At 61.8% G+C, this 12,228-nt stretch carries 12 protein-coding genes; 5 read left to right on the top strand and 7 right to left on the bottom strand.

Annotated elements, in window-relative coordinates; translation table 11 throughout:
* Nucleotides 1–21: 21 nt before the first annotated feature.
* A complete protein-coding gene (locus tag CFB10_RS15810; protein ID WP_020011622.1) occupies nucleotides 22–576 on the bottom strand; it encodes a GNAT family N-acetyltransferase in 555 nt (184 codons plus the stop codon).
* 85 nt (nucleotides 577–661) lie between these two features.
* A complete protein-coding gene (gene chpT / locus CFB10_RS15805) occupies nucleotides 662–1,309 on the bottom strand; it encodes a histidine phosphotransferase ChpT (RefSeq protein ID WP_020011623.1) in 648 nt (215 codons plus the stop codon).
* A 252-nt stretch (nucleotides 1,310–1,561) separates the two neighbouring features.
* On the opposite strand from chpT, the gene CFB10_RS15800 reads away from it, so the two are divergent.
* Both CFB10_RS15800 and CFB10_RS15795 read left to right on the top strand, forming a co-directional pair.
* Nucleotides 1,562–2,158, top strand: coding sequence for a DUF1134 domain-containing protein (locus tag CFB10_RS15800; protein WP_020011624.1), 597 nt, complete (start codon nucleotides 1,562–1,564; stop codon nucleotides 2,156–2,158).
* Nucleotides 2,159–2,429: 271 nt separating this feature from the next.
* Nucleotides 2,430–3,659 carry a hypothetical protein gene (locus CFB10_RS15795; protein ID WP_020011625.1) on the top strand — a complete coding sequence of 410 codons (1,230 nt, stop codon included), beginning with the start codon at nucleotides 2,430–2,432 and terminating at the stop codon, nucleotides 3,657–3,659.
* Nucleotides 3,660–3,878: 219 nt separating this feature from the next.
* Here CFB10_RS15795 and CFB10_RS15790 read toward each other — a convergent pair whose 3' ends face one another.
* Nucleotides 3,879–4,733, bottom strand: a complete 855-nt coding sequence (locus tag CFB10_RS15790; protein ID WP_020011626.1) for an RNA methyltransferase — start codon at nucleotides 4,731–4,733, stop codon at nucleotides 3,879–3,881.
* Nucleotides 4,723–5,115, bottom strand: a complete 393-nt coding sequence (locus CFB10_RS15785) for a membrane protein (RefSeq protein WP_020011627.1) — start codon at nucleotides 5,113–5,115, stop codon at nucleotides 4,723–4,725. The genes CFB10_RS15790 and CFB10_RS15785 overlap by 11 nt, the downstream gene beginning before the upstream one ends.
* 38 nt (nucleotides 5,116–5,153) lie before the next feature.
* Here CFB10_RS15785 and CFB10_RS15780 point away from each other — a divergent pair, with 38 nt between their 5' ends.
* Nucleotides 5,154–6,176 carry an RluA family pseudouridine synthase gene (locus tag CFB10_RS15780; protein ID WP_020011628.1) on the top strand — a complete coding sequence of 341 codons (1,023 nt, stop codon included), beginning with the start codon at nucleotides 5,154–5,156 and terminating at the stop codon, nucleotides 6,174–6,176.
* Nucleotides 6,177–6,247: 71 nt separating this feature from the next.
* On the opposite strand, the gene CFB10_RS15775 is transcribed toward CFB10_RS15780, so the two are convergent.
* Both CFB10_RS15775 and CFB10_RS15770 read right to left on the bottom strand, forming a co-directional pair.
* Nucleotides 6,248–6,532: a YciI family protein gene (locus tag CFB10_RS15775; protein WP_020011629.1), complete on the bottom strand. Its 285-nt coding sequence runs from the start codon at nucleotides 6,530–6,532 to the stop codon at nucleotides 6,248–6,250.
* 24 nt (nucleotides 6,533–6,556) lie between these two features.
* Entirely contained in the window at nucleotides 6,557–7,150 is a 594-nt protein-coding gene (locus CFB10_RS15770; protein WP_020011630.1) for a TetR/AcrR family transcriptional regulator, read from the bottom strand.
* A 410-nt stretch (nucleotides 7,151–7,560) separates the two neighbouring features.
* Here CFB10_RS15770 and CFB10_RS15765 point away from each other — a divergent pair, with 410 nt between their 5' ends.
* The gene (locus tag CFB10_RS15765; RefSeq protein ID WP_020011631.1) at nucleotides 7,561–8,385 is read left to right on the top strand and encodes a class I SAM-dependent methyltransferase; all 825 of its coding nucleotides are present in this window, start codon (nucleotides 7,561–7,563) and stop codon (nucleotides 8,383–8,385) included.
* A 166-nt stretch (nucleotides 8,386–8,551) separates the two neighbouring features.
* A complete protein-coding gene (gene rpoH / locus CFB10_RS15760) occupies nucleotides 8,552–9,454 on the top strand; it encodes an RNA polymerase sigma factor RpoH (protein ID WP_003491840.1) in 903 nt (300 codons plus the stop codon).
* A gap of 453 nt (nucleotides 9,455–9,907) precedes the next feature.
* Here the strand turns inward: rpoH and CFB10_RS15755 are convergent, their stop codons facing one another.
* Complete coding sequence (locus CFB10_RS15755; protein WP_026363918.1) at nucleotides 9,908–12,193, bottom strand: hypothetical protein; 2,286 nt, start codon at nucleotides 12,191–12,193, stop codon at nucleotides 9,908–9,910.
* Nucleotides 12,194–12,228 lie beyond the last annotated feature (35 nt).

Here is a 12,228-nt window from a genome sequence, read left to right as displayed (position 1 = left end):
ATCGAGACAGCAGCTCCTCCCTCAGACACCTGCCTGCAATGGAGTGCGCTCAATATCCGTTATTCGCTCGAAAAGCCGCACGGGACTGTCGCGGAAGGTCGTCTCCCGGAAAGGACAGAAGCCGAAACGGGCGGCGATCGCGAGCGACGGCGTATTCAGCGGATCGATCATGCAGACGACCCGGTTCGATACGCCTTTCGCATCGAACCAGCCAAGGGCCGCCTGCACCGCTTCGCTGGCCACGCCCTTGCCCGTCAGATCCCTGTCGATCTTCCACATGGCCTCCGGCGCGGTGTCGAAATCCGCGCCATGTCCACGGCGCATATGAGCCAGGCCCACCTCGCCGACGATTCGTCCCGTGGCGGTTTCCTCCACCACGAAGGGGCCGAAACCGAAGACGGACCAGTGGCCGATGAAACGCAGGAGCCGCGCAAAAGCGAGTTCGGGATCGAGCGGCGCAATCGAGCTCACGCCGGGGATCGGATGAACATCCGCGCTCCAGAAGGCGCAATAACGTGCTTCGTCCTCGATGGCATGCGGCCGCAGCAAAAGACGCGCGGTTTCGACACGGATCATGAGACCTCCTCCTCTGAACAGAAAAGGGCCGGGCGCTGGCAAAAGCCGGCCCGACCCTGATGGCGTCACTGTCGCATCGAAACGATCACTCCGTAATCGTCTTCGCCGTAAACACGATGCGATCGTCATGCACCTTGTATTCCACCGCCATATTGGCCTCTTCGGCCAGAAGCAGCGTGTAATAGGGCTGAACGGAATGGGCGTCGACCGCCTCTTCCAGCCGGCCTTCGTAAATTTCCACGAACTTGGCCGGCACGCGCATCATCCGGCCCTTGACAGTGATTTCGAACCTGGCGTCGCCATCGGGGCTTTCCAGCAGCACATCCACATTGCCGCCACGCGGAATGGCGCCGTAAGCCACCAGGAAAAGGTTGAGCAGAAGTTTGACACGATTCTTCGCAACGATGGCGCGCGGGCCGTTCCAGCTCACTTCCGCCTTCTTTTCGGCGGCAGCGAAATCCTGGGCAGCCTTTTCGGCCTCACCGGTGTCGATGGACGCTCCAGCGGAGCCGGAAGCACCAAATGCGAGGCGGGCGAACTTCAGCCGCACGGATGCGTTAAGGGCTGACGTGCGGATGAGATCAAGCGCGTCGTCGTCCGTGCCGCCCTCGTCCAGAAGTTCGAGGCCGTTATTGATGGCGCCGACAGGAGAAATAACGTCATGGCACACACGGCTGCACAGAAGAGCCGCCAGATCGGGACCGGACAGCGTGATATTGAGTTTGCTGGTCATAAAATTCTCTCCTGCGCAAGGGAGGCGCGGACGGTGTGGAAATTGTTAAGCCATAATGACACCATATTTGGTAAACCGATTGTTAATAGGATGGTTTCAAAATGCCAAATGCCTTAACAGGCCACACTGGAGCCCCGTGTATCCGCAAGGATGCACGAAACATGCTGTAGAACTTTGACTCTGCGCGACCGGCCCTTTCGAAAACCGATTCGGATTTTCGGGCTTGTGCGCTAACGAAACAGACGGACGGACATGACGATGCGCCTTACGAAAACCCGCACCATTGCACGCCTCGGACTGGGAAAGATTGTCGCGCTCCTTGCGAGCCTCTTGATGTGGGTCGCACCGGCCTCGGCCCAGAACAGCGATCAATATTCGTTCCAGGAAGTCGTGGATGCAGGCCACGGATTCTTCGGTGAAACCACCGGCGGCCTTGCCAAGGTGGTGGAGCGCGCCTTCCAGCAATACGGTCTTCCGAACGGTTACATTCTCGGCCAGGAAGGCTCCGGCGCTTTCGTCGCGGGCCTCACCTATGGCGAAGGCACGCTCTACACCAAGAATGCCGGCCAGCACCCGGTCTTCTGGCAGGGCCCGTCGCTCGGCCTCGACTACGGCGGCCAGGGCACCCGCGCCATGATGCTGGTCTACAACCTGCCTTCCGTCGATGCGCTTTACCGCCGTTACGGCGGCGTCAGCGGCTCCGCCTTCATCGTCGCTGGCGTCGGCATGACCTATCTGAAAAGCAGCGATGTCACGCTGGCGCCCATCCGCACCGGCATCGGCGCGCGCCTCGGCATCAATGTCGGCTACCTGAAGCTCACCCAGCAGCCGACCTGGAACCCCTTCTGATAAGACGGGACGGTGCGGCATCCTTTCTTCTCCCCGCCGGGGAGAAGGTGGCCCGAAGGGTCGGATGAGGGGGCAACGTTGCCGTATCTCACCACCCTCGCCCCTCATCCCGCTGCCGCGGCTTCTCTCCCCGGGGAGAAGAATTACGCGGCGCCCTCGCCGTTTTGCAATTGCCCGGAGACCCCTCCCCACGGTTGCAATAATAGCGTAACGTGTTTTCGCGCCCCTCTTTCCGAATGCGCGCGTATCTGAGTTTCGGAGACTGTCCCGCGTGATCGAATATGCCATTCTCTTCGGATTGGGTTTTCTCACCGCAACCCTGCTGGCCCTGCTGATCGCACCCGCGATCCATCGCCGCATCGTCGCCTATACGGAAAATCGTATACGCGCGACAATGCCCATCAGCCCGCAGGAAGTTCGCGCGCAAAAAGACATGGCGCGTGCGCTCTACGCCGCCGAAAACGCCAAGGTCCGCCAGGAACTGGATACGGAACGGGAAAAGAACACCTCGCTGCGCCTCGCCAATGAAGCCGCTTCCAGCGATGCCTATCGCCTTGGCGAGCAGAACCGCAGCTTCTCCCTGAGAATCGAGGAGCTGACGCTGGAGATCGGCGAATTGCGCGCAGCGCTTGATGCCAGCGAAGCACGCGCCGGCGCCGTGCAGGCAAACCTCGCACAGCAGGAGCAGGCCGCCAACGAGCGCGCCAGCCAGATGTCCGATCTCACCGCCCGCCTGACCAATCTGACGCGCGAGCTGGATGATTCGAAAATCCTCGCCGCCACCCGCGACCTCGAAGCAGAACAGGCAAAGCAGAGCGCCACGCGCTTCCGCAAGGAAGGCGAGACGGCGACCCGTGAACTGCAGGACGTGGCGGCCCGCAACAAGGAAGCCATGACGGCGGTTGCCCGCGAAAGCCGCAAGGTCACCCGGCTGGAGGAACAGGTCGCCACGCTAATGGCGAAAAACGCCGATCTCGACACGATGCTGACGCTGCGCAACCAGGAAGCCACCCGCCTCAAGGAACAGCTTGCCGCAACCGGCGGCCGCGCCAACGACATGATCATTCGTCTGCCGAACCCTGCAGTGCCGGTTGAGAAGGCGGTAAACCCGCCGCCACAGCCGGTCCCCGCCGCCGCGCTTGAAGTCGCACCCGTCGCCGAAGCAGAGGCGACACCCGTGGTCGCCGCCGAGGAGGCAGCCATCTCACCGGTTGAGAAGACAACGGCGCCGGCGTCAGAAGGTCTGGAACAGGAAATCGAGGATATCCGCAATCAGGGCACCGCTCTCACCGAGCGCCTGCTGAATGTGCGCGGCACCGGCAATGACGAACCGATCCGCCGCGAAATCGCAAGGATCGCCGCCGAGATGATCGCGCTCACGGCGGCGCAGGAGGGCGAGACATCGCCCATTCCGGGGCTGCTTGCCAAGGCCTCCGGCTCATCGGGGCGGGACAGCCTTGCGAAGCGGGCGAAAGTGGTGATGGAGAAGCGGAAACATTAGGCCTTCGGCGGGTGTGGTTTACCCCGCGTTGAGTGTGCGGCTTACCCCCCTCTGCCCTGCCGGGCATCTCCCCCTCAAGGGGGGAGATCGACTCGCGGTTGGCTCTCGTCCATCTCAATGTTTGCGAATGAAGCGGTGGTAGCGCCGCTTGCCGATCTCCCCCCTTGAGGGGGAGATGCCCGGCAGGGCAGAGGGGGGTAAACCACACCCACCGATGGCCTAAACCCGCCCGATCACCCCCGCCATCTGATAAAGCGCCAGCCCCGAAGCCGTCCCCGCATTCAAGCTATCCAGCTGCGGCGACTGCGCGATCCGTGCCGTATGAAACCGCGAGAGCACCGATTGCGGCAACCCCTCGCCTTCCGTGCCGATGACAAGCGCCATGCGCTCGGAGCGGGGAATATCGCGGATCTCGGTCTCGCCGCCAGGCGAAAGGCTCCAGATCGCAAAACCGGCCTCGGAGAGCTGTTCCAGCATCTCCACCGCTCCGCCGCCGCGATGATAGGGAACCGAAAGAACCGATCCGACGGAAACACGCAGCGCCTTGCGATAGAGCGGATCGCAGCAGGTCTCGTCGAGAAACACCGCATCGGCATAAAAGGCCGCCGCATTGCGGAACATCGCCCCGAGATTATCGTGATTGGAAATGCCGCAGCCCACGAGCACCAGCGAAGACGGAGGAAGCGCCGCCGTCATTTCGGTGAGCCCGCGATCCTGAACCCGGCGGCCGAGCGCCAGAATGCCGCGATGCAGGTGAAAACCGACAATGCCGTCAAGCACCGGCGCTTCAGCCACGTAAACAGGCACATCATCAGGGAAATCGGCAAGAATATCCGCAACACCGGACAGCCGGTTTCTGAGGATGAGGATGCTTTCCGCCGCAAAGGCACCGCCCGACTTGTGGGCGGCGGCCAGCATGCGCAGCACCACCGTGCCTTCGGCAATGAAACGGCCCTGCCGGCCGGTGAGGTCGCGCTCGCGAATATCGCGAAAGGCGGCGATGCGCGGATCGGCGGGATCTTCGACCGGGATCAGCGCCCGCCCATCCAGCCGGTCATCGCCCTCACTGGCCATCAACAGTCACATCGGCAAGGAACCGGCCGGCCGCGACATTGAAGACCAGCGCCTTGCGGGTGCCATTGGCCAGCCGGCCGTAAAACAGCATGTCGCCGCCGGAATAGCTGACATTGTCGATCACAAAGCCTTGCGGCAGGCTCGCGGTGACGGCAAGCGGGCCATTACCGGTCGGGACGGCAAGGTTTGGCGCTTCGTTCTGGGTCTGAACCGCTTTCGACGGCCCCATCGCCTTGTAGACAACCGCACCGAAGACGGCCATAAGGCTGATAAACATCACGGAGCCCGACACGATCTGCAAACGGATCATCTTGCGGCGAACTTTTTCCATGGCCGGATCAAGCGGCTTGTCTTCCTGTTCGTCTTGCTCGATCTGCGTCATCGGGTTCCCTGAAATGCTGATGGATCGGAAAAATAAGAATGAACGACCCCTTTAAACAAGGCGGAGACGCAAGGAAAGTCCTGATTGCCGGGGAAGACGCCGAAGGCCGCCTCGATTCCTGGCTGGCGGGTGAGGTGAGCGGCGACTTCTCCCGCAGCCGCCTGAAGGCGCTGATCGAACAGGGCGCGGTTTCCCTCAACGGCCAGCCGGTGACGGAGCCGAAAAAGAAGGTGCATCCCGGCGATCGCATCGAAATCGTGATGCCGGAACCGGAAGACCCGGAACCCAAGGGCGAGGACATTCCGCTCGACGTGGAATATGAGGATGAAGACCTGATCGTGCTCGTCAAGCCCGCCGGTCTCGTCGTGCATCCGGGCGCCGGCAACTGGACGGGAACGCTGGTCAACGCCCTTATCCACCATTGCGGCGACAGCCTCTCCGGCATTGGCGGCGTCAAGCGGCCGGGTATCGTGCACCGGCTGGACAAGGAAACCTCAGGCGTCATGGTTGTGGCGAAGAACGACAATGCCCACCGGCATCTCGCCGCCCAATTTGCCGATCATGGCCGCACCGGACCTTTGGAGCGGGCCTACAAGGCCGTCGTCTGGGGCCGCCCGCGCACCCTGCGCGGCACCATCGACGCAGCACTCGGCCGCAGTGCCGACCGCACCAAACGCGCCGTCAAGCACGAGGATTCGGACGATGCCCGCGAGGCGATCACCCATTATGAGGTGATGGAGCGTTACCATGAACGGCCGGACGCCACCTGCCTCGCCTCGATGGTGGAATGCCGCCTGGAAACCGGCCGCACCCACCAGATCCGCGTGCACATGGCCCATATCGGCAATCCGCTGATCGGTGACCCCGAATATGGCGCGGCCTTCCGCACCAAGGCGAACCTGCTGGAAGAACCGGCAAAAAGCACCGTTGGCCGCTTTCCGCGCCAGGCTCTGCATGCCTATCTGCTCGCCTTCGAACATCCCCGCACCGGCGAGGTCATGGAGTTCGAAACCGACCTGCCGGATGACATGGAAGCGCTGCTCGCCGCATTGCGCGGCTGAACGCTGGAGCATTTCCGCTTTTTCCGGGCATACTGGAAATGCTCTGGAGCCGGCGTCGATGGACGGCCGGCTCAAGCCTTCAGAAAATCCAGACGTTCGTCCGTGCGGCCCGGTGTGAACTCGAGAATATCGGCGCTCACCACCCCTTCCGCCACGAACGGGTCATCCTTGATGCGTGCCTCGATCTCCGCACGCGAGGCATTATGCGCAAGGATCGCGCCGCCCGCATTCGGTTGCAGACTGCCGACGAGAAGGAAAACGCCCTCGTCGAAACCACGTCTGATCCAGTCATTATGGGCGTCCATAAATTGCGACGCCTTGCTCCTGTCGGCGAAACGAAGGGTAATGGCATACATGAAAAGCTCCTGACGACCGGGTTGTCATTCTGGTTTTGAAATTGGGGCAGCGGACGGCACCTGTGCGTCGAGCCAGCAAAACATGTCGTCCATCTCGCGACGGATGAAGTCCTCGTCGGCAAAGGCGGTCGCCAAGGTTGCCACACCCTGACTTCGCATCAACAGATGCGTGGCCGGCACATCGCAATCGCCGTTGTAACCGAGTTTCTGAAACTGCTGCGCCAGCCATTCCCGGAACATCAGAAAAATCGCCACCGCCTGCGGTTTGGCGGCGTGATCCAGCTTCGACAGCTCATTGCAGAGGGTGCCGACAGGGCAACCATACGCCATGATCTTATCGCCATTGACGGCGAGCATGCGGATAAAATCGCGGATCGCCTCTCTAGGGGACCGGCCCTCGGCCTGCCATCGATCCAGCATGGCGCGGGTATTCGCCAGTCGCTGCTTTATCACTGCGGCCAGAATTTCGTCCTTGGTCTTGAAGTGATAGTAAAAATTCCCGCGCGAGAGGTTTACCGCGGCGGCGATATCGGCGAACGACGTCGCCTCGAAGCCTGTTTCATAAAACAGCTGGTCTGCGGCATCTACAATCTGCTGACGTGTATCGGCGGCCGGCATCTCGTCCTCGTGCTTCGATTTCCATATCTGCAACACTAGGACGATCGACCTAAACAATCAATAGGACATTCGTCCTAATAGCTGAAAACGTCATAGGCCGCCGTGACCCCGTCACAGCGCAGCTGAAAACCTGTCTGGCGCGGTCAAAAAACTGCGCCCTGTATTTCGCCAGAAGCCCCGGATAATAAAAAAAGATTAGCGGATAGCGATATTCCGCAGTCGGTCCTTTTTATAGACCGCCCCAATTTCGCTTCAATCGTCGCACCTCCTCGGCCCCGCAAAACTTGAAACCGCCGCCGTGAAAACCGTGGCCGCACAAGAGCTTGGCGACCACTGACGCCGCAGGAAACGCCGAACGTTCAATTCGCCTCCCTCGAACGGAACCGGCATGATGACGGGATCTCTCGTGAATGAATACCGAAGACCGCCGGTTTATATTTCAGGAATTGCGCAGCGTCGAAGGCTATATCGACCCGCCCGATGCGCTTGTCTTCAAGGCGCTGCTGCAGGCCCAGACGAAAAACGAACTCCATGGCGGCATGGCGGAAATCGGCGTTTATTATGGCCGCTCCTATTTCCTGCTGCGCAAGTTCGCTCAGCCGCAGGAAAAGGTGCTGGGCGTTGACCTGTTCGATCTCGACCCGCCCGAAGACGGCAGCCTCGACCAATATGAGCGCCTGATGGAAAACGGTCGCCGGCTGGGTTTTGCGATGGATGAGGAACTGATCATCAGGGGCGACAGCACCCGGCTCGCCCCCGCCGACATCACCGCGAAGATCGGCCCGGCCCGGTTCTTCAGCATCGATGGCGGCCACCATCTGCACCATGTGCTGGCGGATGCGAAACTGGCGATGGAGGTGACCGCGCCGCACGGCGTCATCGTATTTGACGATACCTTCAACCCCGCCTGGCCGGAGGTGACGGTGGGCGTCGCCGATTTCCTGCGCACCCATGGCCATAGCCTCGTCTGCTTCAGCATGACCAAATACAAGACCTATGTCTGCAGGCGGGAATTTCACGCGACCTATGCCGGCGCGATTGCCGCCGATCCCGATCTGCAGGCGCTTGCCCATGTCGAGACGCAATTCCTCGGCTCGAAGGTGGTTCGCCTTCATAATCCCATGCGCCGGCGGGTCATGTATGAGCTGATGGTGCGCTCCGGCCTTGGCGGTTTTTCGGAACGAATCTACCGTTCGAAAGTTAAACGGGTCAAAGAGGGTGTCGCCTCAACATAACGCATGTGTGAACGCAGCGTTCGCTTGAAACGCAGCGGGCGCGTACATATCTGTCACATGGGTTCGTGCGGGGTCGGTAACGACCCGCAGCTTACGGTGCGCCTCCGGCGGGTTAATCGCCGACCAAAGAGGGTGCCGTTCCAGACCATAGATAAGGGGGTGCTTTATGGCCCGCAATAGTTTGCCTACGATTACAGCCGGCGAAGCCGGTCTCAATAGATATCTCGACGAAATCCGTAAATTTCCGATGCTGGAGCCGCAGGAAGAATACATGCTTGGCAAGCGCTACGCCGAGCATGGTGACCGCGACGCCGCCCATAAGCTCGTCACCAGCCATCTGCGTCTCGTCGCCAAGATCGCCATGGGTTACCGCGGTTACGGCCTGCCGATCGGCGAAGTCGTGTCCGAAGGCAATGTCGGCCTGATGCAGGCGGTCAAGAAGTTCGATCCTGAACGCGGTTTCCGTCTTGCCACCTATGCCATGTGGTGGATCAAGGCCTCGATCCAGGAATATATCCTGCGCTCATGGTCGCTGGTGAAGATGGGCACGACGGCCAACCAAAAGCGTCTGTTCTTCAACCTGCGCCGTCTGAAGGGCCGCATCCAGGCGATCGACGACGGCGATCTGAAGCCGGAGCACGTCAAGGAAATCGCCACCAAGCTGCAGGTTTCCGAGGAAGAAGTCATCTCGATGAACCGCCGCCTGCATGGCGACGCGTCGCTGAATGCGCCGATCAAGGCGTCCGAGGGCGAATCCGGCCAATGGCAGGACTGGCTGGTGGATGACCATGAAAGCCAGGAAGCCGTGCTGATCGAGCAGGACGAACTGGAAACCCGCCGACGCATGCTGGCCAAGGCCATGGGCGTGCTGAACGACCGCGAACGCCGCATCTTCGAGGCCCGTCGCCTTGCCGAAGATCCGGTGACGCTGGAAGAACTCTCCTCCGAGTTCGACATCAGCCGCGAACGCGTGCGCCAGATCGAGGTTCGCGCCTTTGAGAAGGTGCAGGAAGCGGTGCAGAAGGAAGCGCTGGAAGCCGCGCGTGCGTTGCGCGTGGTTGACGCGTAAGACAGCGCGCTCTTGACGCCAATGCGCTGATCATGAATCATCCTCGGCCTTCGGCCGGGGATTTTTTGTTTGTAAAAGGCGGACGATGGGAAATGGTCTGCCTCTGAGACCCGCGATTGTGCTGGAGGAAAAGCGGTAGGGAAAGTATCCGCGCTCGGAGTATGCCGCTTACCCCTCCCCTTTGCCCTGCCGGGCATCTCCCCCACAAGGAGGGAGCTTGGCAAGACGCGCCTGCGTTGCGCTATCTCGACTGTCAAGGAAGGCGAAACCTTGCCGTGAGTCGATCTCCCCACCTGTGGGGGAGATGCCCGGCAGGGCAGAGGGGGGTAGCCGCACCCACCAACATCCCCAAAACCCATCACCCGACAAAGCAAAGACACCGCCGCAGCCATTCCATAAGCACGTCGCCCGTTGCCTTATAACAAAAGGGCGGCCTAAGCCGCCCTTAAATCATCACTGTCCGGTCGCCGGCGCTGCCGCCGCCCATTCGCTGAGCGCCTTGTCGAAGGCGGCGACGCCGTCATTGCCCTTTTGCAGGGTCAGCAGCGCACGCCGGCCATTACGATACGACACCGGAATGTCGATCCAGTTGCGGCTCTTCAGCAGCTCCAGATTGGTCTTCATCGCATCCGGGAAGTCGTTGAGCGCGATCATGTGGAAATCGTCGGTGATCTTGGCCGGAACCGCGATCAGCGCGTTGCCGCGATCCTGCTCGGTGCTCTTCATCGCAATGCGCTGGACGCTGTCGATAGCCCCGCCTTCAAAGCCGGGCGAAACCGAGAAGACGATCTCGATCAGATGGCTCGCCGGCAGCGACGGATCGGTATTGCGCTTGAAGGTGATGAGCGCGCTGAGGCCACGGCCGGGAACGGTGATCTGGCCCTGCACGGTCGGCGAAGGTTTGCCTTCGCCGTCACTTTCCTGCTGCAGCGACCAGGAAACGCTGCCCTGAATGGCGGTCGGCACCGTCTGGCCCAGCACTTCCTCGTAAAGGAACATGCGGTCGCCGGTCGCGGCAGTGGCAGGCTGCTGTGCCGGCGGCGTGCCGGCCGGCGCACCGGCATTATTGGCCGGAGCCTCGCCCGCAGGAGGCGGCGCGACATTCTGTTCATAGACCGACTGGCCTTCGGCCGTCACCGGCTGGCCGTTCGCACCGGCGGCAGGTCCCTCGTCACGCTCGGTGCCATCGGCCATAAGCCGCTGGGTGAACTTGGTGCCGGTGACAGAGCCGTCATCGCCATGGGTCGGCGTCTGATGGTTGGTCGGGGTTGTCGGCTGCTGCCCGGCGGCGGGCGACTGCTGGGTCGCCGGCGGTGTCGAGGTCTGCGCCTCGCCCGTGCCGTTCGAAGACGTCTGGCTGGCGCCGCCGTTCTGTGCGGAGCTGACCAGCCCGCCGACCATATCGTTCAGCGCATCGCGGTTCATCCACACGGCATAACCGCCGCCGGCAAGCAGCGCCACGCCGACAAGGGCCAGCACCAGCGAGGCATAATTGCGACGCGGCTTCTTCTTGACCATATAGGCTGGCGTCGCGGCGGCAGCGCCCACGCCATTCGTTTCGTCCGAGGCCTGACGGGTGGACGGCGACGCGCCGTCATAACCGATCAGCTCGTCCAGATCGTCCCAGGGTGTGCGTTCCTTATTGTCCTTTGCCGCGGCCTGATCACCGAAGGGATCGTTATCCGCGCGCGGCAGCGCCGGCGCGTCCTTGGCGGGAATGGCGATATCCGCATCCTGGAAATAGGACGAGAAATCCTCGACCACGGCTGCCTTTTTCGGGGCCTGCTCTTCCGTCTGGCGATGTTCGTCGAAATCGTGCCGGCCGCCAAAGGCGGGCGCGTGCTCCACGGCGGCAGGGCCCAAATGGTCGTCCGCCTCGCGACGCTCATCTTCTTCGTAAGGGGCCGGCTCGAAGCTTACTTCCGGTTCCTGATAATGCTGCGCGGCGTAACCGGCAACGAGCGGGCGTTCGTCGGTCTCGTTGCGAACCTCTTCATATTCCTCGGCGGCCGGACGCAGATCGTCATCCCGCGCTTCATCAAGCTTGCGCCAGTCGTCCTCATCCACCGGCTGCGCCCAATGGGAAGGAACGGAATCATCGGCGGGGCCGAGCGCCGTTTCAGGCTCGGGCTGTTGAGCCGGCTCTTCATCCGCCCGCGTGAAATAGGTGCCAACGGCCTCGTCGGAAACATGTGCCGGTGCCGGAGCGGCATGAACCGTTTCCGGCGCATCATAAAGCTCTTCCGGCTCGTGTTCGCCGTGGCGCTGCTCCTCGGCGGCAACGGCGTCAGCGTGCCGGGGCTCTTCCTCTTCGGCCGGTTCTTCGTAAACCGTCTCCGGTCGTGCAGGCTCGGCGGGTGCGGGCTCTTCATGGACCGGCTCGTGCCGTTCCTCTTCCCGCTCGGCCTGCTCCGCAGGTTCAGCGGCGCGGGCCTCGTCTGCGTCGGCAGCATCCTGCTGGTAATAGGATGCCGCCGTCTCTTCGGCTGCCGGGGAGACAGCGTCATCATCCTCAAGCGCGGGAAGCGCCTCGGCATATTCGCTGTCCACCTCGGCGATGGCGGCGTCCAGCTTGGCGATCTGCCGGCGCAACAATTCTTCCGGCGGACGTGGCTTCATATTCTCGAGTTGGCGCACAACCGCACTGCGCGCCTTGTCGTAAACCTTCGCCCGGTTTTCGGGAGTATTGTTCGCCAAGCCATCCACGGCCTTGCGAATGACTGCTACAAAATCCGCCATAAGCACTTTCTCGTCGTGACCGGCGACGTACCGGC

It is taken from the genome of Agrobacterium sp. 719_389 (assembly GCF_900188475.1).
GTDB classification, from domain to species: Bacteria; Pseudomonadota; Alphaproteobacteria; order Rhizobiales; family Rhizobiaceae; genus Agrobacterium; species Agrobacterium radiobacter.
This window is presented reverse-complemented; position numbering and strand designations above follow the sequence as displayed.